Here is a 24,370-nt window from a genome sequence, read left to right as displayed (position 1 = left end):
GCTACCAGGACAGCGTGAGCGTGCCGTCGAGGACCTTGGCGGAGTTGGCGAGGCGGGCCTGGTTGAGCGACCTGATGACGTCGAGCCGGGCCCGGTTCCGGCCGATTATCCGGTTCTCGGCCTCGGCGACGACCTCGCGGCGAACGTCGGTGTAGCCGGTCTCGGCCCGGCATCGCGCGTCCGCGACCGCGGTGTCGATCTCGGGCTTCGTGCCGCGCGGCTTTGGGGTGTGGCCGATCGAGTCGTCGTTGACGGTCGCCGCCCAGCGCCGGTCGCCGACGGCGTGGACGGTGCTCCGATAGTCGAAGCCCTCCGACCGCATGCAGTCGCTCCACTCGCGTTCGGCCGCCGCGATCCGCGGGTCCTTGTAGGCGAGATCGGTCACGCTGTCGACAAAACGCGGCACCTCGTCCTCGTCGAATCTCTTGCCGGCATCGGCCGGGGTCACGCCCCGCGCTCCCCGGTTCAGCAGGGCGTCCGCCTTGGCCATGCAGCCTCCGGGCGGCACCGTACGCCCGTGGTATCGCCGGACCTTCCCTTCCAGCACATAGAACTCATCATCGGTGACGGAGTACGACGGAATACCGGTCATCTCATCCGGGCTCCGCCCGGCCTGCACATATCCGGATTTGGCCGCCTGGCGAGGATCAAGCCACCCGAGGAGATCGACATTGCGCAGGTCGGTCACCGGTTCGACGGCAGGTAACCGGAAATCGATCCCCATATGGCGCATGCATTCCTCCATCAGCATGAACCGGGCTCGTATCACCTGAGCACGATCCTTCGCGCCGAGACTGTAGGCGTCCAAGGGAAGGGCGAGATCCGGAGGATTCGCCGCTGCCGACGCCGAACACCCGGTCACCACCGCGACGCAGGCCGCCGCCATCGCCATCCGCACAACCGACATAGGACACTAATAGCCGATCATGAATGGTCGGCGTCTGCGGAATACAGAGTCGCTCCCGCGGATAATCCCGATCCCGGCGCGAGACGTTTGCGGCAGGTACGTCGCCCATGACCGATTCGCAGAGCTAGTTTTCCTTCACCCGGTAGGGCTTTCCTTCACCTCGCCGCCCTTTCCGGGGAATTTCCCTCCCACCACCTCCCTGTTACTTTCCGTGGCGATCCGGAAACCTTCCGTACTATCGATGGAGGAGCAGGAGAGGATGGCGGCATGGCCCTCACGAAGCCGACCAAGCACGGCAGGCACGACCACCCGGTCCCGCACAAGCAGGACGACCCCGTGCCCGACGATCTCGATTCGGACGAGCACGAGCCCTCAGAGGCCAGGCAGCCCGAAGAGTCCCAAGAGCTCCCTGACGAGGTGCTGCACCTGTGCGTGCAACTCCACGACGCCGGTTATCGGGCGGAGATTCGTCTCGGGCAGGTCGTCGTGACGCCGCCCGCGGGAAGGGAGAGCACATACATCGTCGACAGGCTCTCCAATCTGCTGATCCCGCTGAAACTGGCGAACGGCTGGCGGTTCCACCAGACCTGGGGGGTGCACATCCCGCCGTATCAGGATCTTCGACTGCCCGATCTCATGGTCGCCCCCGACGAGGTCGAGCAGTTCGACGATATGCGCGTGCGCGGGCGCTGCGCCCTGCTCGTGGATGAGGTGTGCTCGCCCGGGACGCACAAGGTCGACTGGCGGGAGAAGCCGCTCGACTACGCGCGGGCGGGCGTGCCGCTCTACCTGATCGTGGACCCCGTGGCGTCTCCGCGCAGAGTGACGCTGATGAGCGATCCTCTCCTCGACCTGGAGCCCTTCGATTACCACCGGCAGGCGTACCAGCGGATCGTCACCGTCGAGGAGGGCGCGGTCCTGGAACTGCCCGAGCCGTTCGGGATCAAGATCGAGACGAGCGCGCTGTTCGACTAGAGATCCTGTCCGGAGGCCGCTGGAGGGCGTCCGGATCACAGCGCGACCAGGCGCCCGCCACGCCCCTGGAGACGGACAGCGGCCAAGGCGCCGCAGGCCGACGCGACCACGAGCAGCACGCCGCAGGCCGTCGCCACGGTGGGCGTATCCCCGGCGACGGCCGGCGGCTCCCCCTGGGTCAGTCCTGCGGAACCCGCTGGATGAGCGCGGTGAGGCCGTCCGCGTCGAGGAGGTCCACGGGACGGACGGTGTCGTTCGAGCGGACGTAGTGGAAGGCCGCGCCGACCTTCTCCAGCGGCGCCCCGGCCAGCGCGGCCCAGGCCACCCGGTAGGCCGCGAGCTGCACCGAGGCGGTCTCGGCGGCCCTGCCCTGCGGCCGTTCACCGGTCTTCCAGTCGATCACCACGTAGCCGTCGCCCTCGCGGAACACCGCGTCCATCCGCCCGCGCACCAGCCGGTCGCCGATCATGGTCTCGAACGGCACCTCCAGGTCGACCGGCTCACGCGTGGCCCACTCGCTCTCCTCGAACCGGTCCTGCAGCTCGGCGAGCTGGATCTCGGTCTCCGACAGCTCGTCGGCGGCGCCGGGCAGCTCCAGGTCGTCGATCAGTCGCTGCTGGCCCCAGCGCGACTCCAGCCATCGGTGGAAGGTGGTGCCCCGGCGCGCCAGCGGGGCAGGTTTGCGCGGCACCGGGCGCCGCACCTGCCGGGCGAACGCCGCAGGATCCTGGGCCAGCGTGACCAGCGACGACACCGACAGCCGCGACGGCAGCTCCACGACCGCCCCGGCCCGCTGACGGTTCGTCTCCCGCTCGCGCAGCAGCAGGTCGGTATCGCGCGCCCAGGCCCGCAGCCGCTCCCGGTCCCGGTCCCTGAGGAGCGCGCGACCGTCCGCCGAGGCGGGCGGGGCGTCGCCCATCATCGCCTCCTCCACCAAGCGGGCGCCGTCGAGGATCCCGTCGCGCACCGTGACGGACGGCCACTCGGCCACCGGCGGCTCGGCCAGCAGCGGATTGTCCGAACTTTCCGGATCCTCCGCCCAGCGGACGACCCGGGCGCCCGCCTCGCGGATCTCCCGCAGGAATTCCGACGGCTCCAGCGGCCGCGACGAGGTCCCCCAGCGGTAGCCGGAGGCGATCAGCAGGTAGTGCGCCCTGGTGACGGCGACGTACGCCAGCCGCCGCTCCTCCATCAGATCGCGGTCGCGGCAGCGCTCGTCGAAGGCGCCCAGCGCCTCCCGGTCCAGCCCGGCCAGCTCGGGCAGGTCCGCGCTGTCCCCCCGCAGCGGGTACGGCAGCTTGCGCGGGTTCTCCGTCCACCGCGAGTTGGTGACCGGAGTCGCGGGGAACATGCTGCCCTTGATGAGCCCGCCCTTCTGGGACGTGAGCTGCGACAGGCCCGGCACCACCACGACCGGCCACTCCAGTCCCTTGGACGCGTGGACGGTCATCAGCTTGACGGTGTTGCTGTCGCCGACCCGCCCGGCCTCCAGCCCGAACTCCTCGCTCTCCGCCGCCTTGAGGTACGCCAGGAACGCGCCGAGCGTCGGGTCCTCGGAGTCGCCGGCGAACCGGGAGGCGGCGTCGAGAAAGGCATCGAGGTCGGCGCGGGCGGCAAGCGGGCTGCCTCCCCTGGCGGCGACCTCCACGTCGAGACCGAGCCGGCGTTCGATCTCGCTGATCAGGTCGGGCAGCGGCTGCCCGGCGTGGGCGCGCAGCTGGCGCAGCTCGCGGGCGACGGCGGGCAGCCGCATCCGCGCCAGCGGGGAGAACCGCTCCAGCCAGTCGGGCCGGTCGGGCAGCTCGTCGAGCGCGTCGATCAGGCTGCCGCGCTCCTCGGCGAGGTCGGCGACGACCTGGTCGAGCGGGTCCTCCGGCCGCGGTCCTCCCCTGGCCGTCCTGATCTCCTTGTTGAGCTCGCGGGCCAGGTCGCCCAGCACCTTGAGGTCGGCCGGGCCGATCCGCCGGCGCGGCCCGGCGAGCAGCCGGACCAGCGCGTCCCCTGCGGTCGGGTCGTACAGCGCACGCAGGGTCGCCACGATGTCGGCGACCTCGGGCACCGTGAGCAGCCCGCCGAGGCCCACGACCTCCACGGGGATCCCCCGGGCCTCCAGGGCCCGGCGCAGGGCCGGGAACTGCGACCGCTTGCGGGCGAGGATCGCGACGTCCTGCGGCTGCAGGGCGGGGCCGCGTTTGACCCGCTCGCCCTCGCCCCAGGGCAGGCCGTCCGGGGCGCCCTCGCCGTGCAGCATGCCGGCCAGGCCCTCGGCGATCCACTCCGCCTCGTCCTCGGCCGTCTCGTGGAAGGCGCAAAGCACCCGGCCGCGGCCCACCCGGTTGCCGCCCGGCACCAGCACCGGCACCTCACGGGCCTCGTGGCGCAGGGGCGTCTGGATCCGGGCCGCGACGCCGAGCACGTGCTCGCCGTTGCGGAAGCTGACCGACAGCCGCCGCACCTGCGCGGGATCTCCGGACGCCGCCGGGAAGTCCGTGGGGAACCGAGACAGGTTGCCCGCCGACGCGCCGCGCCAGCCGTAGATCGACTGGCAGGGGTCGCCGACCGCCGTGACCGGGTGGCCACCGCCGTACAGCGAACGCAGCAGCACGAGCTGGGCGTGGCTGGTGTCCTGATACTCGTCGAGCAGCACGACGGAGAACCGCGACCGCTCGGACGCGCCGACCTCCGGATGCCGCGAGGCGATCCGCGCGGCCAGCGCCATCTGGTCGCCGTAGTCGATGACCTCCCGGCCACGCTTGAGCCGTTCGTACGCCTCGACCATCGGCAGCAGTTGCTCGCGGACGGCCTGGGTCTCCACCGGCTTGCGCTGGTCCTTGACGATGCGCCCGGTGACCGAGGCCAGGCGCTCGCGCAGCCAGTCGCCGACCTCGCGTACGTCCGCCGGGTCGCGCAGGTGCTCGGCCAGCTCTCCGGCCAGTTCGAGCACGGCGGCGGTGACGCTGGGCGGGGACAGGTCCACCCGGTCCATCGGCCCGTCGTACTGGCCCACCACCCGCGCCGCCATCTGCCAGGCGACGGCGGGCGTGACGAGCCGCATGGTGGGCTCCAGCCCCTCGCGCAGCGCGTGGTCGGTCACCAGCCGGGCGGCGTACGCGTGATAGGTGGAGACCGTCGGCTCGGAGTCGAGCAGCTCGGGCTCGACCAGCCCGGCCGCCGCCAGCCCCGCCAGCCGCTGGCGGACCCGCTCGGCCAGCTCGGCGGCGGCCTTGCGGGTGAAGGTGAGTCCGAGGATCTGCTCGGGCCTGGCCAGGCCGTTGGCGACCAGCCAGACCACCCGCCCGGCCATGGTCTCGCTCTTGCCGGACCCCGCCCCCGCCGCCACCACCATCGGCTCCGGGGGCGCCTCGATGACGGCCGACTGCTCGGGGGTGGGCGGGAGGATCCCGAGCCGACCGGCCAGCTCACCGGGCGTCAGCACACCTGTCCTCCGTTGTCGTTCACAGGGCAGGCGATTTTAGCGGCACAGGTGCGGCAGCCGTCGTTGACCGTGGCGACGAACACTCCTGCGGACATGCCGGTCGCCACCGTCTTGACCAGGCTCTCCGCCCAGTCGGGCTCGGAGTCGTCGGCGAGCGCCCGCTGTGCCTGCTCCCTGGCGTCCGCCCCCTGGCCCGCGGCCTTGCCCAGGTGCAGCAGTGACGCGCCGCCCGGCTGGACGAGGCCGTGCCGTTCGAACGCCCCGAGCGTCGTCGCGAGCTGGTACACCCCAAGCTGCGGATGCCGGTCGATCTCGGTGTCCTTGGGCCTGCCGCTGCCGGTCTTGATGTCGATGATCACGGCCCGGCCGGTCTCGTCCCGCTCGACCCGGTCCACCCGGCCGGTGATCTGGATGTCGTGACCAGGCACCCGTACGGTGAACGCCTCCTCCACCGCCACCAGGTCACGTGGTCTGTCCTTCTGCCACCGGACGAACCTGTCGACCATCTGCTCGGCGACGCGGCGCTGCTTGCGGTTGAACCACAGCCCGCCGAAGTCGAACTGGTCCCAGATGTCGTCGAGCCGCTTGACGTAGTCGGTGCCGTCCTCGGTGGCCATGGAGGCGATCGCGTGGACGACCGTGCCGAGGCTCTGGGTGACGTTCGACGACCCGGCCCCGACCGCCGTCTCCAGCATCCAGCGCAGGCCGCACTTGGTGAAGCTCTCCACCGACGACGGAGAGATCTGGACGACGTCGTCGGGCCAGCCGAGCGGCCGGTCGTCGGAGATCGGGGTCAGCGCGTACCACTCGCCGGGATTGGCGCCGGGCACCCCGGCCTGGGCCAGCCTGGCGAGGTGCGCGGCGGCCTCGCGGCGCATCGCCTCGGACTTGCTCGTGTCGCACACGGCCGCGCGCAGGTCCGCGACCAGCGCGGACATGCTGAGCCACCGCGCCCGGTCGTCCACTGTCGCCGGCTCCACTCCGCCGGGCAGCAGCTCGGTGAGGAACCGGGAGGGCCGTTCGTCGGTGTCCTCGCCGCCGACCGCCGTGACGACGAGCTTCCTGCGGGCGCGGGTGGCCGCGACGTAGAAGAGCCGCCGCTCCTCGGCGAGCAGCTTGGACGCCAGCGCGGCCGTCGCCGCCTGCGTGGTGTCCAGCGCCGAGCCGCCCGCGAACTCCACCAGCGCCTCGGTGCCGAGGAGCGAGCCGCGCAGGCGCAGGTCGGGCCACAGGCCCTCCTGGACGCCCGCGACCACCACCACGTCCCATTCCAGGCCCTTGGACCGGTGCGCGGTGAGGATCCGTACGGCGTCCCCCTCGGGGGCGGACTCGGCCAGCGAGTCCCCGGCGATCTCCTGGGAGGTCAGGTCGTCGAGGAACACCGCCACCCCGGCCCTGGGCAGCCGGTCGGTGAAGCGGGCCACGTGGTCGAACAGGGCCACGACGGCGTCGAGGTCGCGGTCGGCCTGGGCGCCCCGGGCCCCGCCCGCGAGGCTGGCCTCCGTCCAGCGCTCCGCGAGCCCGCTGGCCTGCCAGATCTCCCACAGCGTCTCCTCGGCGCCCTGGCCGTGCCGTACGGCCTCGCGGGCGGTCGCGATGAGCCGCGCGAGCCGTTCGGCCGGCGCCGCGACGTGCGGCTCGACGCCGCCGAGCTCGCGGGCGTCGCGCAGCGCCGCGACCAGCAGCTCGTCCGACGAGCGCGGGGTGAAGGGCAGCGCCGGCTGCCCTGCCTCCTCCGCGGCGGCGGCCTCCGCGGCGATCGCCTCGTGCTCGGCGATCCGCAGGGCGCGGCGCAGCCGGCGCACGCCGATCATGTCGGTGCCGCCCAGCGGACCGGTCAGCAGTTCCTCGGCGGTCGCCACGTCGAGCGTGGACGGTGCGGCGGCGATCCGCAGCAGCGTGATCAGCGGCCGGACGCCGGGCTCCTGCACCAGCGGGAGCTCGTCGCCCGCGACCACGACGGGCACCCCCGCGGTGACCAGCGCCCGCCGCAGCAGCGGCACGTGCCGCACGGCGCTGCGCACCAGCACCGCCATGCGCGACCACGGCACCCCGTCGAGCAGGTGCGCCCGGCGCAGCGTGTCGGCGACCACCGCGGCCTCCTGGCTGGCGCTGTCGGCCAGCAGGACCTTCACCTCGCCAGGGTCGGCGTCCCCGACCGGGATCAGGTCGCGGTGGCCACCGGTCCTGTTCTCATGACCCGGTACGGCCGGCAGCCTTCCGGCGACGCGGCGGGAGGCCTCCAGCAGGGCCGGGCCGCTGCGGCGGCACACCCGCAGCGCGACCACCGGGGCGTCCTGCCCGTCGCGCGTCGGGAACCGCTCGGGAAACCGCAGGATGCCCTGCACGTCGGCGCCGCGGAAACCGTAGATCGACTGGTCCGGATCCCCCACGGCGATCAGGTCGCGGCCGTCCCCCGCGAGTTGTCTGAGCAGGAACTCCTGCGCCGGGTCGGTGTCCTGGTATTCGTCGACGAGCACCAGGTCGTACGCGTCCCGCTCGCGCCGCCGCACCTCGCCGTCGGCCAGCAGACCGGCCGCCTCGCGGATCAGCTCGGAGTAGTCGAGCGCGGGCACCGGATCGAGGTCGAACCGGTCCTGGTAGCGGTAGGAGAACAGCCCGGCGGCTTCCCAGTCGGGCCTGCCGTGCTCACGGCCCAGCTGCACCAGCGCGTCGCCGTACAGGCCGCGCTCGGCCGCACGGGACAGGAGGTCGCGCAGCTCCTCGGCGAACCCCCGGGTCTTGAGCAGCTCGCGCATGTCCGGGGGCCAGTGCCGCGCGCCGTCCTCCAGCTCGCCGTGCAGCAGCCGCCGGATCTCCAGCAGCTGCTCGGGGCCGGTGAGCAGGCGCGGGGGCGGCTCACCGGCCAGCACCGCCTCACGGCGCAGCAACGCGTACGCGTAGCTGTGGAAGGTGAGGGCCAGCGGGGTCCTGGTGGTCCTGCGCATCCGGGCGGTGATCCGCTCGCGCAGTTCACCGGCCGCCTTGCGGCTGAAGGTGAGGACGAGCACCCGCTCGGGGTCCACGCCGCGGCGCTCGACCCGGTCGACGACGGTCTCCACGATCGTGGTGGTCTTACCGGTGCCCGGCCCGGCGAGCACGAGCAGGGGGCCGCTGTCGTGCTCGACGACGGCGCGCTGATGTTCGTCCAGCACGGGAGCCGCGCGGCGTCCCACTCCCCCGCGACGCACCAGCCGGTAGTTCTGACCACTCACAACACAGCATTCCACCAGATCACTGAGACAGATCGTGCCCGAATGCCCACTCCGTGTCCCAGTAGGGCGGATCAGCCCGCCGCCGTCACCCGTACGTCCGGCTTGTCCAGATCACCCTGATAGGCCCGCCGCAGCCGGGCCAGTGTGCGGCCGGTAGGGGAGGCCGGATCGGCGGTGCACATCACGACCAGCAACTCGGGGTCCCCCGGCAGGGCCAGGGTCTCGTAGGCGAAGTCCAGGTCGCCGAGCTCCGGGTGGCGCAGCAGCTTGACGCCGAAGGTCTTCTCCGCGACCCGGTGCTCCTCCCACATCCGGGCGAAGTCGGGATCGGCGGACAGGTCGGCGACGAGCGGGCCCAGCAGCGGGTCGTCGGGGTGCCGCCCGGCGTACAGGCGCAGATAGGAGATGGTCTCGGCGGCCACGGTCGCCCAGTCGCGGTAGAGGGAGCGCGCCCGCGCCTTGAGGAACGTCTGGCGGGCCATGTTGCGCTCGCCCTCGGGCATGCCCGAGAAACCGTTGATCGCCTCGGCGAGGGCGTTCCAGGCGAGCACGTCCATCCGGGGCCCGATGACGAACGCCGGCATGGAGTCGGCCGCGTCCAGGAGCATCCGCACCCCGGGCCGGACATGGCTGAGGGGAGCCCGCCGGTCGTCCGGCGGCCGGAGGAGGCGGCGCAGGTGGGCCCGCTCGGTGCCGTCCAGGCGCAGCACCCGGGCGACCGCGTCGAGCACCTCGTCGGAGACGTTGCGGACGCGCTGCTGCTCCAGGCGGATGTAGTACTCCACGCTCATGCCCGCGAGCAGCGCGACCTCCTCGCGCCGCAACCCGGTGACTCGCCGCCGTCCGTGCGCCGGGAGCCCGGCGTCCTCGGGCCGGATCCGGGCCCGGCGGGATCGCAGGAACCGTCCCAGATCGCCATCCATGGCATCCAAGCCTAGTACTGGCTTTACCAGGAAAAAGCGTGCGCTGGGTAGGCCCGGCCCGCCCCGGCAGGGTGGTTCTCGTCAACCTCGAACTCGAAGGAGTCACCATGAGCTACGAGAACCTGGCCGGACGCGTCGCCGTCGTCACCGGGGCCGCCAGTGGCATCGGAGAGGCGACGGCGCGGCTGCTGGCCGCCTCCGGCGCGAAGGTCGCGCTGCTCGCGCGCCGCGCCGACCGGCTGGAGGAAGTGGCCCGGAAGATCGCCGCCGACGGCGGCACCGCCCTCGCCGTGACGGCCGACGTCACCCGGGACGACAGCGTGGCGGCCGCGGTGGACCGCGTCCACGCCGAGCTCGGGCCGGTGGACCTGGTGGTCAACACCGCGGGCGTGATGCTGCCCAACCCGATCGACGACGGCCGCATCGACGAGTGGACGCGGATGCTCGACACGAACCTCGCGGGCGCCCTGCGCATCATCCGGGCCTTCACGGCCGACCTGCTCGCGGCGGGGGCGCAGGGCCGGACGGCCGACCTCGTCAACATCTCGTCGATCGGCTCCCACGTCGTCTTCCCCGGCTATGCCGTCTATGGGGCGACCAAGGCCGCCCTCACCCAGCTGTCGGCGAACCTGCGTTCGGAGTTCGGCCCGCGCGGTGTGCGGGTGACCAACATCGAGCCCGGCCTGACGGCGACGGAGCTGGGCGACCACGTCGACAGCCGGGAGATCGGGGCGCAGCTCGCCGGGATGTACGAGGTCATCACGTCCCTGACCGCCGAGGAGGTCGCCGACCTGATCGCGTACACGGTCAGCCGGGCCAGGCACGTCAACCTCCGTCAGGTCGTCGTGCTTCCGACGAACCAGGCCTGAGGTCGCCGCGCGCCGGGCGTCCCCCGTCTCAGCCACGTGCAAATGAGCGTCGTACCGGAAACCCCGATTGAAGGAAATAACCAATTGTTTTCGGCGCGCAAGCGCCCCTGCCCGAAAATCGCCACCGCACCCGGACGCCACTCGACGCGCGACGGAATCAACCCGACCCGTGCGAGAGCGTCCGGGATTGGCCTTGTCGCGGATAGCGTGCGAAAGGAATTCCGTCAGCCGACGGTCAGGCCCACAACGCCCAGGTCGGCCCGTAGGTGTTGCTCATGTAGGAGCAGCTGTAGGAGGTCCACCATCCCCACTCGATGCCGAGGTTCCCGCCGTTGACGCAGTCGGAGTAGAGGTAGTAGACGTACCTGATGCTGGCGGCCTGAGCAGGGGCCGTGCCCACTGAAAGTGTCAGGCCGGCGGCCAGCGCCGCGGTGACGGCCAACGCTCGAGGTTTGCCCATTGACTCTCCCTGGGGATTCGTGACGGACATCTCGGAAATCATGACAGCGCTTCCCGCCCGCGACGAGCCCCGAATTTCTGCCGGCGCTCTCACGAAATCGTGAGCTTGTCACGGATCGCCGGAAGCCCCCGAGATCTGTGAAATATTCACGTGGCGACGCAAGGAAAACTCGACCGACGCCGGCACACCCGCTAAGAGGAAATCCCATCCGGTGTGTGCGGCCGGGTGACTCGGATCCTGACGAGGCTGATGAGCGAGGGACCGCCCCAGAAGCACCACAGGGCGATGACGGGATCGCAGACGGCGCAGCCGAAGGACGAGTCGTGGGCGAAGGGGATGATCGGGCTGCCCTTGAGGTGGTGGAGGATGTCCCAACCGGTGTGCAGCAGCCAGGCGATCCCGATGAACGTCCACGACTCCAGGCCGCGGAAGGCGCAGTACGCGACGAGGGCGGTGAAGGGGAACTCCCAGCCGCCGAGACCCCCGCCACTAAGGTAGGCAGCCCCCGCCCCGCCCACCATGATCGCGTTGAAGCGACGCCGGTGCGGTTCGGGGATCAACGACATCAGCACGGCGTAGGCGAGGCCGATCAGGATCGGCAGGACAACACTCATGATCGTGCGGCTCTCTCGAATGACTGTCGTGGGCGCGAGCGGCGAGCCCGCGCCAGACAGCCAACCAGCCGGCAACGTGCCTTCCCAGGGGCATTGGCGACAGATGCCGACGGAATTCCGCCAGACGTCGAAGCACGTCAACCTCCGTCAGGTCGTCGTGCTGCCGACGAACCAGGCCGAGGCCCTGACGAGCAGCGCCCCCGGTGTCCAGGTCGATGTCGAATGGGTGCGGCTTGATCACAGGGACCGGTTGACCTGGGACATTTATGGTCTTGTCACCGTGGGCGATCCCGAGACGACGCGGGTTCCGCCGAGCAGGTCGTAGGGCGTCCTGGTCGAGGGCAGGAAAAGGGCGCCCAGCCAGGCGAACATGATGACGTAGACGATGATCGTCAGCACCATCAGAGACGCGGACGGGTTCCGGCCCGCGGCGGCGAAGCCGTACGCGACCGTATGCCCCAGCTCCCACGGCAGAGCGATCTTGGCGGTGTTGCGCAGCAGCGCCCGCCCGAAGCCGATCGGTCGCCCGGAGTGGGCATCGACGACGATCAGGCCCCTGGCCCTTTTCCCGGGCGTGGCCTGGAAGCGGCCGGACTCGCGCGAGGCACACCACAGGGTCACCGGCGCGATCAGAAGGAGGAACGATATGAGGTTCCACAGGCCGACGGGCAGTCGCAGTCCCGCCGAGTAGACGGCCACGCCGACGGGGACCAGGAGCAGCGGAAGGATGAGGATGAGCAACCAGTCGATCAGCCAGGCGGCGATGCGGCGCCAGGCCGGTGCGCGGGTCCCCCCATTGATCGGTGACGTAGTCGACATGGCGTCCTTTCCTGAACGAACAGGACGCTACCCGGGCGGACTCGCAGGAGATACCGCATCCGTCGTGTGAGGCCGGGTGATCCAGGTCCGTACGAGGCTGATGAGCGAGGGACCGCCCCAGAAGCACCACAGGGCGATGACGGGATCGCAGACGGCGCAGCCGAAGGACGAGTCGCCGGCGAAGGGGATGATCGGGCTGCCCTTGAGGTGGTGGAGGATGTCCCAACCGGTGTGCAGCAGCCAGGCGATCCCGATGAACGTCCACGACTCCAGGCCTCGGATCCCGCCAGATGCCTAGGCGGACGGGAGTCCCTTGCCGGGCACGCCCGCGAGAGGGACGTCGCGCAGGCTCAGCAGCAGGAGGAAGGCGCAGCCCACGGTCAGCACGATGTCGGCGACATTGCCGACGAACAGGCCGCCGTAGTCGATGAAGTCCACGACATGACCCTGGGCGAAGGCGGGCGGGCGGAAGAGGCGGTCGAGCAGGTGGGTTGTGGCGCCCCCGAGCAACCCACCCAGCACGAAGGTCCAGGCCCGGGAGCGCAGCCGCCGCCCGACGAGCAGGATGACGGCGACCGCGGCGGCCGCCGCCAGCGTGAACACCCACGTCACCCCCGTGCCGGTCGAGAAGGCGGCACCAGGGTTCAGCAACAACCGCAACCGGATCAGGCCCGGGATCACCGTGATGGACTCGCCGTCGGAAAGCGCGGAGGTCGCCCAGAACTTGGTCGCCTGGTCCACGAGCAGCACCCCCGCGGCCAGCACGAGCATCCGCCTGTACGGCCGCATCCCCGGCCTCGCCCCCTGGGGACCTCCTCCGTCCGGCACCGCGCCTCGCGCTCCGGGGCGTTCTCGGTGCCGGTCAGGAGGAGAAGACATGGTCGATGACCCGGGCGGTGGCCTTCCCGTTGTCGTGCGGCGCGTAGGTCCGCGCGAAGGCCGCGTAACGGTCGGTCAGCTTGGCGGTCACCGCGTCGATGTTCCGCAGGGCCTCCACGACCTCGGGCGAGGTCTCCAGCCGCGGCCCCGGACGCTGGGACTCCAGGTCCAGGTACAGCCCGCGGGACGAGCGATACTTGGCCAGGTCCGGCGTGAACAGCACGACCGGCCGCCCGGTCGCCACGAAGTCGAACATCACCGACGAGTAGTCGGTGACGAGCACGTCGGCGATCAGCAGCAGATCGGCGGTGTCGGGATAGGTCGTCACGTCGATCGCGAAGCCGTCGTGTGCGTTCACGTGCGGGAAGGCCTGCATCATGTGGCCGCGGACCAGGACGACGTGATCGGCGCCGAGTGCCCGCTTCGCGTCCGTCAGGTCGAGCTTGACCGTGGCGTTCCTGCGGTCGTAGTCACGGTAGGTCGGCGCGTACAGGACGACCCGCTTGCCCTCGGGGACGCCGATCCGGCGCCGGATCCCGGCCGCCAGCGCGTCACGGTCGCCGGAGACGAGGACGTCGTTGCGCGGATAGCCCGACTCCAGAATCTCGCCCTCGTAGCCGAAGGCCTTGCGCAGGACGGACGACGCCCACGGGCTCTGTGACAGCAGCAGGTCCCAGCCGCGGACCTCCACCGCCTGGCGATGCCAGACCGGGGGACGGGGCTCGCGCTTCATGTGGGCCTGGTCGCGGCCGATGTGCTTGACCGGCGTGCCGTGCCAGGTCTGCACGCACACCTGGTCCTCACGGGTGCGGAACCACTGCGGCATGAAGCCGTTGGACACGATGTAACGGGCGCGGGCCAGCGCCTCGTAGTGCTCCCGGCTGCCCTCGCGGACGACCGTGGGCGCCACGCCGTCGCCGAGCCCCAGCTCGCGCGAGCCCGGCGGGACGAACGCGCCGTCCCTGACGACCCAGATGTGCTCGCCCTCGTCGCCGCGCCGCAGCCGCTCCTCGTAGATGGCGCGCGGGTTGTCGGAGTAGGCACGGCCGTCGAAGGAGACGTAGACGGTGGCCTCGCGCAGCGGCCGGGCGCGCTCGGCGGGGTAGAACGTGCGGCTGAGCGCCCACACGCCCGCCGCGCTCCGCTCGTCGCCGGGCCGGTCCTCGGCCGCCACCAGCACCGGCACGTCGTAGCGTGTGGCGACGAACCGGTAGACCCGGCCGCCGATGAGCCGGGGGCTCTCGTCCAGCGCGTCGAGGCCGGCGTGGTCGAACCGGACGGGCACCATCGCGGGGCCGTACCTGCCGGGCGGGGCCACCGAGACGTTCCAGGTGCCCTCGGTCAGCGGCACGGCCGACCCGAAGCGCGGCATCGCGCCGGGCGACAGCCGTACGGTGAAGCGCTCGCCGTCGCGCTCGAGGGGCACGCGGATCGTGAGCCCGCCCCGGTGCCGCAGCACGAGGTCACGCGGGCCCTGGTCGGGGTCGGGGTAGCGGCCGGTGAGCGTGATCGACTCGTCGTGCCACTCGGCCGAGGTGATCACGGGCAGGATCTTGTGGCCCGAGATGACGACCCGGTCGCGCCGGTCGCCCTGCACCGTGATCTCGCGCTCGCCGAGCAGGAGGCGGGTCTCCTCCGCGCCCTCCAGCATGACGGCCGCGGCCGGGTCTCCCTTGGGCTCGACCCACAGCCGCCGGGACTCCGCGTTGAGCAGGGTGCCGACCGCGAGCGACAGCGAGAAACGGCTGCCGCCCTCGATCGGGGCGAAGTCGGCCGACATGCGGTGGCCGCCGACGCGGGCCTTGCCCTTGGTGACGGGCCGGCCCGGCAGGAAGCCGGTGAGCTCGATGTTGTCGCCGTTCAGCCGCACACCGGTGAGCTCGGCGCGGGTCGGCTGGTAGACCACCTGCAGCGCCTTGTCCGAGGTCCACACGGGCCGCACCCACCAGCGCGGGCGCACCTGCAGCCCGGCCGGGCGCTCGGTGCGGCCGATCACCGGACCGCGCAGCACGCCCTTGGCGCGGGCGGCGCGGCTCCAGATCACGATCTCGGCCCGCCAGGTGGTGGTGTCCTGCACGATGTGGCGGCGGCGCAGCATCCGCTTCGTGCCGCGCACCAGGGCCCGCACCCCGGCGCGCCAGCGCAGAGCGAACGGATGCACCTCGGCCGTGAAGCCCGCCCAGTCGTAGTTGCATCCGGGTTCGCGGGCGGCGTGGGTCGCCTCGGGACGGTAGGTCCTGCGGGTCCTCATCGTGATCCGGGGCAGCCAGCGGGGACCGCGCAGCACGACGGTGGCGCGGTTGAACCGCCCGCTGCGGACCGACAGGCCCGCGATGTACGCGTGGCCCGTCACCCTCAGGCGGTTGCCCACCCAGGTGATGTCGTCGATCTGCGTGACCGGCACGAGGTCGGCCGCCCGCAGGCGCAGCAGCGAGGGGTCGCCGACCTCCACCGGCAGGTCGGCGTACCACCGCAGGCCCCGCCGCACCCGGCGGGAGGGCTCGGCCGCGGCGGCGGCGAGCTTGGCCAGGACGTCGCTCTCGGCGAGCTCGCCCGGGTCCTGCGTCTCGACCATGTGGCAGGCGACCCGGCGCCCGACCGGCAGCTCCCGCTTGACCTTCGGGTCGACCTCCGCGAGGTAGGGCCGGAGCGCGTCGATGGTCTGGCGGCGGCGGGCGGGCCCGCGTTTGGCTGCGGCGTCGAGGCGCAGACCCAGGGGACCGACGATCGCCTCACGGTCGACCTCCCGGCGCTGCGTGGGGCTGAGCCCCTCCGCGCGCACGAGCGCGACCAGCGCGTCTATCGGCTCGCCCCGGTCGTAAAGCTCCTGGACAGCCCGCAGTCGTTCAGCGACGGCGTCGCTCGTGGGTGCGGGTGTCATTCGGGAGGCACCACCCTTCGCCAGACCAGTGTTCAGAAAATGGTAATGCCCTCAGAACACTGCCAGACCTGACTCGCGGAAGCCTGTGGATTTCCTGTGAATCAGCGGGTGACACCCCTGTGGCACCGGGTGACGAGCGGCACTACCGCGACGGGTGAGGCGTCGATCCGACCGCCAGGGGCGCGGCTTGTCAGCCCCCAAGTCAGGGCCGGGGACAGGCTACGGTGATCACTGAGAGGGCCGGTCCCGGCCGTCCCAGCGGGCCGCGCGCATGTCGGCGCGCGTCCCCCGGACCGGGGTGCCCTCCTCGCGCCACCGGGCCAGGCATTCGGCCTCGAGACCGGCCGCCGGGGTGCCGTCGGCGTGGATCACCCGCCACCACGGCACGGCTCCGCCCCACAGCGACATCACGCGGCCGACCTGCCGCGGGCCGCCCTCGCCGAGATACTCGGCGACGTCCCCGTACGACATCACCCTGCCGCGCGGGATCCGCTCGACCACGTCGAGCACCCGCTCCGCGTACGGCGGCGGCTGGCCGCGGCCGTCTCTCAAGCGCTCCACTCGGTCGGCCCGGCCGCGATGATCTCTTCGAGCTTGCCGAACTCGTAAGTGGACGATCCGTTGATCTGCTCGACGACGCCGTTCCTGATGCCGTACGCCTCGCCGTCCTCACCCACGAGCCGGGCCCCCATGAGATCGGTGAGAAGTGCCAGTTGGGCGACCTGCCAGTCGGACCCGGGCTGGCCGGAGAGCCGTCCCGACCAGGTCGCGATCTGATGCACGGAGTCGCCGTGGCGCGCGACGATCTCGCCCGTCTCGTGCGACCCGCGCAGCTCGAATCCGGCCTTCGCCGAGACGCTCGCGAGTTCGGCGTAGGCGAGCGGTGCATCCCGCTCTACGCGCAGCTCGTACCCCATGAGCCGCGACCTTAGCGAAATTTGACCTGGCTTTGTCACCGGAAACCCGAACATCGGGAAGACCGCGTCCGAAATGCTGCAGAACGGCGGCCAACATGTGATCACCTGCGCCACCCGTTCATCGGCGACACCGCATCATCGGCGACGCAGTGCGATCGCCGCGGCGCAGAAACCGCCTATTCCGAGAGCGACGGCGATGCCGTAGATCCAGAGCCTAACCGGATCCGCCCCCGGGCGCGCGGGCCCCTGCGAGACCGGGCCCTTGCCGAAATGCGCGTCGTCCTGCACCGAGGACGCTGGGCCATATGCGGTCAGCTCCGCGGCCTTCCGCAGGGCCGCCGCCGCGTCCACGACGCCGAATCCGACTTTGTCGTCATAACCGGCGGGCGGATGAGGGCGGGAGGTCGTCGTCAAAGCGCGCGACACCAATTCCGGCGGCAAATCCGGATATTTCGCCTTTATTAGTGCGATAGTGCCCGCGACGAGCGCACTGGCGACACCGGTCCCCGACACGGCCCCCCGGCGGCTCCCCGCGAGGGTGACGGGCACGCGGTCCCCCGGCGCGGCCACCAGGACCGAGAGGTTGTCGCTGCTGCCCGGGGTCTTGGCGCCCTTCCGGTCGACGGCGGCGACGCCCACCACCCCCGGGTAGCCCGCGGGGAACGCCCAGTAGGAGGTGCCGTTCTGCCGGGCGTACGGCGACCGGCCGGCGTCCCCCACGGCTGCGACGACCACCACGCCCCTCGCCAGCGCGAAGGAGATGGCGTCCCGCTCCACGCGGTCCACGGCGTACACGGGGACGGGCAGGCAGATGACCTTGGCGCCCCGGCCGGTCGCGTAGCGGATGCCGCGCGCGAGCGGACTGTCCTGCGTCTCCGCGGGCGCCTGTCCCGCCGAGCCCTCGGAGTGGCTCCGGACCACGGGGACGGACAGCACCCGCGCCTCCGGCGCGATCCCGGGGGTCCCCCCGCCGCGGCCGCTCCCGGCGATCGCCGAGACCAGGGCGGTCACGTCGTCGCCCGGCCGCACCGTGTCGTCGCCGAACATCGCGCCCGCCAGGTCCGGCCCGAGTTCGATCCGGCCGCTCAGCTCGGGCAGGCCGGCGTCGGGGTGCCCGCCGCCGAGCAGGGCGACGGTCACGCCCGCGCCCTTGCTGACCTTCCAGGCGGCGCCGGCGTTGAGGGCGTCGAGCGCCCACCGCCCCTCCTCGCCGCCGGGGGCCGGCGCCGCCGCCACCGCCGGTCCGATCCCCAGCAGGACGGCCGTGAGCGCCGCGCAGAGGAAGGCCGGCCTCAGCACACGTTCCCCTGGGTGCAGCGGGGGACGTCGGGGGGCTCTCCGAGGGCGCGCGCGATGCGCCCGGCCACGGTCTCGGCCACGGGCCACATCTCGCTGTTCACCTGTTCCTCCAGGGGGACGGAGGCGCGCGTCCTTCCGTCGGTGTACCCCACAGTGGAGAAGACGATGTACGGCCCGGCGCCCACCCATCCGGTGCGCTGGCGCTGGGCCGCGCCGAACATGTCGGTGACCGTGCCGGGGAAGGCCACCGGCCGTACGCCCACGCGGTCGTCCACGGGCAGTTCGCCCGCCGCGTCGGCGCGGGCCTGCTCGCTCGGCAGCACGGCGACGCCCACGGTGACCGCGAACGTCGAGGTCTGGTCGACGTAGGTGGCGCGCAGCACGGCCTGGCAGCCGTGCTTGCGCAGCACCGACGCCACCGGCGCGTCGACCGCCGCGGCGCACGCCGCCTCGGAGGCGATGCCCACCCTGCGCGCGTACTGCTGGGCGCGGCCGAGCGCCGTGTACGGAAGTTCCTCGGGGAAGACCATGCCGGCGGGCCACGCGCGCCACCGGCGGGCCACGTCCTCGGCCACGTATCGGGCGCGCTCGGCCTCGGTGAGCGGCCTGACCTTGTTCTCCTGGATCAGCCCGACCGATCCCAGCAGCACGTTCACCGCGGCGACGGCGAGGACGACACCCATGATCGTCAGGTAGAGCGAGCGGAGGCGGATGCCGCGCTCGAGTTCGGCCCGCTCCCTGGCCGCCTGCGCGGCGGCGGCCCGTCCCCTCGACGCCGTCCAGGGCCGGGCGCGGGCGCGGCGCGCGGACGCGCCGAGTGGCAGCGCCCGCGGATTCGCCCGCCGGAGACCGGACGGCGTCCGCGCCGTCTGCGGGATGCGGGACTGCTCGGGCGGCATACCTCGATGCTACGTCGGCAGGCCCGTCGGCCAAGGAGCAGGCGGCAGCGCGTCGTCTTCCTCCCGCTCTCGTCTGCGCGCCCGCCGGCTGAGGACGAGGATGACGGCCACGCCCGCGCCGGAGCCGGCGAAGGCGCCGAGCGCGACGGCTCCGTAGAGGAGGATCGCCCCCGTGTCGCGCCGTACGACCACGATGGGGTCCTGGTCGGTCGCGGCCGGGCGGACGGCACGCAGGGGGTTCTGCACGCCCGTCCCCGACGCCGTGGCGCGATGGCGGGCGAGGGTGGCGGCGACGCTCAGCGCCCGGTAGGCGTTGACCACGCCGAACCCGGTGCCGGTGTTGTACGGCCCCTTCCGGGCCGGCGACGACGTGAGCGCCTGCGCGACGAGGGCGGGCGACATGCGGGGATACCGCGACTTGATCAGCGCGGCGACGCCGGAGACGAGCGCGGTCGCCTGGGATGTCCCCCGGCCGACCCAGTACTCGTCGCCGGGACCGGCCCCGAGGACGTCGACGCCCGGCGCGGCCACCATCACCGAGGAGTTCCGGTTGGAGAACGAGGCCCGCCTCAGCGTGGACGTGACGGCGGCCACCGAGATCACGCCGGGGATCGCCGCCGGGTAGGAGTACGGCGCGGTCCGCTTGCCCGCACCCTCGTTGCCCGCCGCGGCGACGAGGACGACGCCCTTGGAGATCGCGTATCTGATCGCCGTGCGCTCGTCCTTCGTCGGCATGTCCTTCGACAGCGACAGGTTGATGACCTCGGCTCCGTGGTCCACGGCGTAGCGGATGCCCTTGGCGACCACGGCCTCGTACCGGGCGTCGGAGTTGAACGTGCGGAACCCGGGCTCCTCGTCTTCGAGGATCACCCGCACGGACAGCACCCTGGCCTCCGGCGCGATGCCGACGATGCCGTCCGCGCCGCCGGGACCGTGCCCGTGCCCGGCGATGAGCGAGGCCATGTACGTACCGTGCAGGCGCACCGGCTGCACCCCGCGCGGGTTGGCCCCGGTCGTGAAGTCCCGCCCGGTGACGACCGATCCGGCGAGGTCGCGGTGATCGGGATCGACACCCGAGTCGAGCACCGCGACGGTCACGCCCCTGCCCTTCGTCAGCCGCCAGGCGTCGTCGACGTCGAGCGTGCGCAGCACGTCCTGCTGGCTGAGCCGTACGTCGTCGGCCCTGGCCGGGCCGGGAACGAGGAACGCGCCGCCCGTCAGGGCGAGCGCGGCGGCGGACGCCGCGAGGACCCTGCGGCGCAGCGCGGTCAGCACTGCCACTCCTTGGCGGTGCAGTCCGGGGACGCCGGGGCGGTGAGGATCGCGCCGACCTTCTCGGCCAGGTCCTCGGTGAACGAGAACATGGTCTCCCGCTGCTCCCCGAGCGCACGGGCCGGACGCCCGTCGACCTGGCCCGCCGTCGCCATCACGAGGTACGGCCCGGCGGTGCGCACGATCAGCGACTGGCGCCCGCCCGCCGAGAAGCGGTCGGTCACGGTGCCGGGAAACGCGAGGGCGCGCAGGCCCGGGGCCGCCGCGCCGTCGTCCGGGAAGATGGGGACGGCCGCGCGCGCCCTGGGCTCGTCGGGGAAGGCCGCCACGCCGATCGTCACCACGATGCCCTGCAGGGCGTCGAGGTAGGTGGCCCGCAGGACCGCCCGGCAGCCGGCCGCCGTCATCCGGCCGGCGACCGCTGTGTCGACGGCGCCGCGGCAGTCGGTGCGCGAGGAGATGCCCACCCGCCGCGCCAGCTCAGGCCCGCCCTGCTCGCTGGTGTAGGCCAGGGAGGCGGGGAAGATCCGGCCGGCCGGCCAGCGCTCCCATCGCAGCGCCGTCTCGGCCGCCTGCGCCTCGCGCAGCTCCGCCGCCCTCGGGCCTCTCGTCAGCTCGGCGACGGCGGCGCTGGCCGCGATCCCGCCGACGATCGCGCAGACGAGGGTGATCGCGGAGGCCACGGCCACGGCCGGCCAGGTCCGCGTCTCGCCCACTGCGCCTCCGTTCTCTTCGCGGCCTCCCTCCTCCAGTGACCTTAACGCGACCTACCGTCCGCCATCCCCACAAATGCACCCGGAAAGTAGTTGACGCTATGGAAAGTGGAAAGTACTTTCTGAGATGGAAAGAGGTGGTGCGGATGAACCCCGAGGAAGCGGCGCGGAGCCTGGCGACGATCCGGCAGACGCAGGCGAAGGCGATGAGATCCCAACCATGGCTGCCCACGTGGTTCATCTCGGCCATCGGGCTCACCGTGACCGGGATCCTCCTCGTCAGCGAGCCCGGCACGCCGATCCCGGTGACCGTGGGCGGCGGGATCCTGATCTGCGCGGCGCTGGGCGCCCTGATCGCGGTCTTCGCCAAGACGCGGCCGATGACCGTCCACGACCCCGCGATCACACGGGCCTTCTCGGCCGTCTACCTGCCCTGGCTCTTCGGCGGCATCGTCCTGTGCTGGGTGGTGTCGTTCGCCCTCCAGGCCGCGGACGTGCCGTACGGGATGGCCTGCGGCGGTGTCGCGATGACCGCGTACTTCGCCCTCGGCAGCCGGGCGATCTCCCGCCGCATCGCCCGCCGGGTGGCCCGCCGGTTCGAAGAGACCCGGTGATGGAGCTCGATCCCGTCATCCACGCCCCCACCCGGCTGCAGATCGTCTCGCTGCTCGCCGCTGCCGACGAGGCCGAGTTCGCGTTCGTCCGCGACACTCTGGGCGTCAGCGACTCGGTCCTGTCCAAGCACGGCAGCGCACTGGAGGCCGCCGGATATGTCGCCGTACGCAAGGGCTACGTGGGCAAGCGGCCCAAGACGTGGTTCAAGCTCACCGGCAAGGGGCGCGCGGCGTTCACCGCGTACGTCGAGAACCTGCAGCGCATCGTCGCGCCCAGCGGCCTCAGCGTGGTGCCGGACGAGCGCGGTTAGCGCCTGGACGACGACGGCCGCCGCCTCGTCGTGAGGCGGCGGCCGTCGACCGGTTTCCGTGTCAGTAGGTCGGCAGGCTCGGGTCGACCGTCTTGATCCAGCTCAGCACGCCGCCACCCACGTGGACGGCGTCGGAGAAGCCGGCGTTCTTGAGCACCGCGAGCACCTCGGCCGAGCGGGCGCCCGACTTGCAGTGCAGCACGATCTTCTTGTCCTGCGGCAGCGTCTCCAGGGCGGAGCCGTTGAGGAACTCGCCCTTGGGGATCAGCACGGCGCCAGGGATGTTGACGATCTCGTACTCGTTCGGCTCGCGAACATCGATGATCATGATGTCCTCGCCCCGCTCGCGCATCGCCTCCAGCTCGGCCGCGGTGATCGTGCTGCCGGCGGCGGCCTGCTGCGCCTCATCGGAGAGCGTGCCGCAGAACGCCTCGTAGTCGATCAGCTCGGTGATCGAGGGGTTCTTGCCGCACAGCGGGCACTCGGGGTCCTTGCGGACCTTGACGTCGCGGTACTTCATCTCGAGCGCGTCGTAGATCATCAGACGGCCGACGAGCGGCTCGCCGATGCCGGTGATGACCTTGATGGCCTCGTTCACCTGGACGGAGCCGATCGACGCGCACAGCACGCCGAGCACGCCGCCCTCGGCGCAGCTCGGGACCATGCCCGGCGGCGGGGGCTCGGGGTAGAGGCAGCGGTAGCACGGGCCGTGCTCGGCCCAGAAGACGCTCGCCTGCCCGTCGAACCGGTAGATGGACCCCCACACGTACGGCTTGCCGAGCAGCACGGCCGCGTCGTTGACCATGTAGCGCGTGGCGAAGTTGTCCGTGCCGTCCACGATGAGGTCGTAGCCGGAGAAGATGTCCATCACGTTGTCGGTCGTGAGAGCGACGTTGTGGATGATGACGTTGACCAGGGGGTTGATCTCACGCACGCTGGCGGCGGCGGACTCGGCCTTCAGGCGGCCCACGTCCGACTGCCCGTGGATCACCTGGCGCTGGAGGTTCGACTCGTCGACGACGTCGAAGTCGACGATCCCGAGCGTCCCGACCCCGGCCGCGGCCAGGTACAGCAGCGCGGGAGAGCCCAGGCCGCCCGCGCCCACACACAGCACCTTGGCGTTCTTGAGGCGCTTCTGACCCGCCATGCCCACGTCAGGGATGATCAGATGGCGCGAGTAGCGGCGCACCTCGTCAACCGTCAGCTCTGCTGCCGGCTCTACCAGCGGTGGCAACGACACAGTCCCACTCCTGCTCTCCGTGTCCCGTTTTCGTGCCAATGGTCGCGCTCGGCTCCATGGGCCCAACACAAGCTCTTCTCACAACTTAACCGGGGTAGCCCCGCATTCCCCAATCAAGGCATTCCCCGATCACGCTGTCCGGCGCAGGGGCGTCCTCGTGTAGGCCAGCAGGCGCCGTGACTCCCGGGCCACGAGCTCGGGATACTCCATCTGGGCCACGTGACCGGCGTGCGGGAGCGTCACCAGGCGCACGTCGCGGAAGACCCGCCCGGCCCGGTGCGCCATGCGGGCGTGGACCAGCCGGTCGCGCAGGCCGTACACGACGAGGGTGGGCGCGGTGATCCGCTCGGCCTGCCGCCAGAGGTTGTCGGGGCCCAGGCGAAAGTACTCGCGCACGATCGCGCGGGCGCAGCCGACCATGGCCGCCCCGGCGTGCGGCAGACCGTCGCGGTGGCGCAATTCCTCTATCGCCTCGCGCAGCCGCTCCGGGTGGACCCGGCCGGCGTCGCCATAACACATGCTGAGCGACGCCTGGACGCGCCGTTCCGGCGGCAGCGCACCGAGCCAGCGGACGGCCAGCTCGCCCAGGCGCGGGGCGGCCGACATGGCGATCCTGGCCGGGCCGTACCTCGGCAGCAGGTCGGGCAGCGCCGGCGAGACCAGCGTCAGCGACCTGACGAGGTCGGGCCGCGTGGCCGCGACCCGCACCGAGACCGCGCCGCCCATGGAGTTGCCGAATAGGTGGACCGGCCCCTTCCCCAGGGCCTCGACGAGCCGGACCACGGCCCCGGCGTGGGCGGGGACCGAGTAGTCGCCGTCCGCGGGCTCGGGGGAGTGCCCGGCTCCCGGCAGATCGACGGCGACCCCCCGCGCCTCGTCGGCGAGCTCGCCCATCAGGTCGGTCCAGTCGGTCGCCGAGCCCGCCAGGCCGTGCACGTATACAGCGGTCTCGGGCGGCCCCTCCGGGGTCGTCCGCACATGCAGGCGCGCGTCCCCCACCTGGATGAGCCTGCCGGGCCACGGTGGAATCGGCTCGACACCCATGCGTCCTCCCCTGTTCGCCTCGCGTTTCTCGACCATAACCCTGCCCGTACGCCGTCTCGGGCGGCACTTCCGCGCTACCCGGG

Annotated in this window: 22 protein-coding genes; 4 read left to right on the top strand and 18 right to left on the bottom strand. The window is 71.9% G+C overall.

All coding sequences use genetic code 11. From position 1 onward, the window contains the following. Nucleotide 1: 1 nt before the first annotated feature. On the bottom strand, nt 2–733 hold the full coding sequence (locus ACIBK1_RS30365) for a hypothetical protein (protein ID WP_363528262.1): 732 nt from the start codon (nt 731–733) through the stop codon (nt 2–4). Nucleotides 734–1,174: 441 nt separating this feature from the next. On the opposite strand from ACIBK1_RS30365, the gene ACIBK1_RS30360 reads away from it, so the two are divergent. Next, nucleotides 1,175–1,882, top strand: coding sequence for a Uma2 family endonuclease (locus ACIBK1_RS30360; RefSeq protein ID WP_396739092.1), 708 nt, complete (start codon nt 1,175–1,177; stop codon nt 1,880–1,882). A 178-nt stretch (nt 1,883–2,060) separates the two neighbouring features. Here ACIBK1_RS30360 and ACIBK1_RS30355 read toward each other — a convergent pair whose 3' ends face one another. The 3 genes from ACIBK1_RS30355 to ACIBK1_RS30345 all read right to left on the bottom strand — a co-directional run bounded on the left by ACIBK1_RS30355 (nt 2,061) and on the right by ACIBK1_RS30345 (nt 9,456). Further along, complete coding sequence (locus ACIBK1_RS30355) at nt 2,061–5,318, bottom strand: ATP-dependent helicase (protein WP_396739090.1); 3,258 nt, start codon at nt 5,316–5,318, stop codon at nt 2,061–2,063. Continuing rightward, entirely contained in the window at nt 5,312–8,533 is a 3,222-nt protein-coding gene (locus ACIBK1_RS30350) for an ATP-dependent helicase (RefSeq protein ID WP_076433868.1), read from the bottom strand. Before ACIBK1_RS30350 ends, ACIBK1_RS30355 begins: the two co-directional genes overlap by 7 nt. Before the next feature lie 71 nt (nt 8,534–8,604). Next, the gene (locus ACIBK1_RS30345; RefSeq protein WP_030507409.1) at nt 8,605–9,456 is read right to left on the bottom strand and encodes a helix-turn-helix transcriptional regulator; all 852 of its coding nucleotides are present in this window, start codon (nt 9,454–9,456) and stop codon (nt 8,605–8,607) included. Nucleotides 9,457–9,494: 38 nt separating this feature from the next. On the opposite strand from ACIBK1_RS30345, the gene ACIBK1_RS30340 reads away from it, so the two are divergent. Further along, entirely contained in the window at nt 9,495–10,325 is an 831-nt protein-coding gene (locus ACIBK1_RS30340; RefSeq protein ID WP_396739088.1) for an SDR family oxidoreductase, read from the top strand. A 235-nt stretch (nt 10,326–10,560) separates the two neighbouring features. Here ACIBK1_RS30340 and ACIBK1_RS30335 read toward each other — a convergent pair whose 3' ends face one another. From ACIBK1_RS30335 to ACIBK1_RS30280, 12 genes are all read right to left on the bottom strand, one after another. After that, nucleotides 10,561–10,785: a hypothetical protein gene (locus ACIBK1_RS30335; RefSeq protein ID WP_396739086.1), complete on the bottom strand. Its 225-nt coding sequence runs from the start codon at nt 10,783–10,785 to the stop codon at nt 10,561–10,563. A 191-nt stretch (nt 10,786–10,976) separates the two neighbouring features. Then, entirely contained in the window at nt 10,977–11,399 is a 423-nt protein-coding gene (locus ACIBK1_RS30330; RefSeq protein WP_396739084.1) for a DUF6010 family protein, read from the bottom strand. A 264-nt stretch (nt 11,400–11,663) separates the two neighbouring features. Beyond that, entirely contained in the window at nt 11,664–12,218 is a 555-nt protein-coding gene (locus ACIBK1_RS30325) for an RDD family protein (protein ID WP_030507413.1), read from the bottom strand. 27 nt (nt 12,219–12,245) lie between these two features. Next, nucleotides 12,246–12,491, bottom strand: a complete 246-nt coding sequence (locus tag ACIBK1_RS30320; RefSeq protein WP_357324835.1) for a DUF6010 family protein — start codon at nt 12,489–12,491, stop codon at nt 12,246–12,248. A 21-nt stretch (nt 12,492–12,512) separates the two neighbouring features. Further along, nucleotides 12,513–13,007: a signal peptidase II gene (locus ACIBK1_RS30315; RefSeq protein ID WP_363419110.1), complete on the bottom strand. Its 495-nt coding sequence runs from the start codon at nt 13,005–13,007 to the stop codon at nt 12,513–12,515. 73 nt (nt 13,008–13,080) lie between these two features. Further along, complete coding sequence (locus ACIBK1_RS30310) at nt 13,081–15,978, bottom strand: CDP-glycerol glycerophosphotransferase family protein (RefSeq protein WP_396739081.1); 2,898 nt, start codon at nt 15,976–15,978, stop codon at nt 13,081–13,083. Between the two features lie 228 nt (nt 15,979–16,206). Beyond that, complete coding sequence (locus ACIBK1_RS30305; protein ID WP_030507416.1) at nt 16,207–16,530, bottom strand: MGMT family protein; 324 nt, start codon at nt 16,528–16,530, stop codon at nt 16,207–16,209. Continuing rightward, complete coding sequence (locus ACIBK1_RS30300; RefSeq protein WP_030507417.1) at nt 16,527–16,895, bottom strand: hypothetical protein; 369 nt, start codon at nt 16,893–16,895, stop codon at nt 16,527–16,529. Before ACIBK1_RS30300 ends, ACIBK1_RS30305 begins: the two co-directional genes overlap by 4 nt. 135 nt (nt 16,896–17,030) lie before the next feature. Continuing rightward, the gene (locus ACIBK1_RS30295; RefSeq protein ID WP_396724224.1) at nt 17,031–18,194 is read right to left on the bottom strand and encodes a S8 family serine peptidase; all 1,164 of its coding nucleotides are present in this window, start codon (nt 18,192–18,194) and stop codon (nt 17,031–17,033) included. Further along, nucleotides 18,188–19,093 carry a hypothetical protein gene (locus ACIBK1_RS30290; RefSeq protein WP_396739079.1) on the bottom strand — a complete coding sequence of 302 codons (906 nt, stop codon included), beginning with the start codon at nt 19,091–19,093 and terminating at the stop codon, nt 18,188–18,190. The genes ACIBK1_RS30295 and ACIBK1_RS30290 overlap by 7 nt, the downstream gene beginning before the upstream one ends. A gap of 9 nt (nt 19,094–19,102) precedes the next feature. After that, nucleotides 19,103–20,368 carry a S8 family peptidase gene (locus ACIBK1_RS30285; RefSeq protein ID WP_396724223.1) on the bottom strand — a complete coding sequence of 422 codons (1,266 nt, stop codon included), beginning with the start codon at nt 20,366–20,368 and terminating at the stop codon, nt 19,103–19,105. Further along, nucleotides 20,362–21,081, bottom strand: a complete 720-nt coding sequence (locus ACIBK1_RS30280) for a hypothetical protein (protein WP_357320349.1) — start codon at nt 21,079–21,081, stop codon at nt 20,362–20,364. The genes ACIBK1_RS30285 and ACIBK1_RS30280 overlap by 7 nt, the downstream gene beginning before the upstream one ends. Before the next feature lie 143 nt (nt 21,082–21,224). Between ACIBK1_RS30280 and ACIBK1_RS30275 the strand changes: the two genes are divergently transcribed. Then, a complete protein-coding gene (locus tag ACIBK1_RS30275) occupies nt 21,225–21,692 on the top strand; it encodes a hypothetical protein (protein ID WP_357320346.1) in 468 nt (155 codons plus the stop codon). Beyond that, complete coding sequence (locus ACIBK1_RS30270) at nt 21,692–22,003, top strand: winged helix-turn-helix domain-containing protein (RefSeq protein ID WP_030507423.1); 312 nt, start codon at nt 21,692–21,694, stop codon at nt 22,001–22,003. The genes ACIBK1_RS30275 and ACIBK1_RS30270 overlap by 1 nt, the downstream gene beginning before the upstream one ends. A gap of 61 nt (nt 22,004–22,064) precedes the next feature. Here the strand turns inward: ACIBK1_RS30270 and moeZ are convergent, their stop codons facing one another. Continuing rightward, nucleotides 22,065–23,243, bottom strand: a complete 1,179-nt coding sequence (gene moeZ, locus ACIBK1_RS30265) for an adenylyltransferase/sulfurtransferase MoeZ (protein WP_357320341.1) — start codon at nt 23,241–23,243, stop codon at nt 22,065–22,067. 129 nt (nt 23,244–23,372) lie between these two features. Beyond that, the gene (locus tag ACIBK1_RS30260; protein WP_030507425.1) at nt 23,373–24,287 is read right to left on the bottom strand and encodes an alpha/beta fold hydrolase; all 915 of its coding nucleotides are present in this window, start codon (nt 24,285–24,287) and stop codon (nt 23,373–23,375) included. Between the last annotated feature and the right edge of the window lie 83 nt (nt 24,288–24,370).

This window comes from Microbispora rosea (assembly GCF_044460045.1).
Taxonomy (GTDB): Bacteria; Actinomycetota; Actinomycetes; order Streptosporangiales; family Streptosporangiaceae; genus Microbispora; species Microbispora rosea.
The sequence above is the reverse complement of the archived record's forward strand: the minus strand, read 5'-3'. Positions and strand labels throughout refer to the sequence as shown.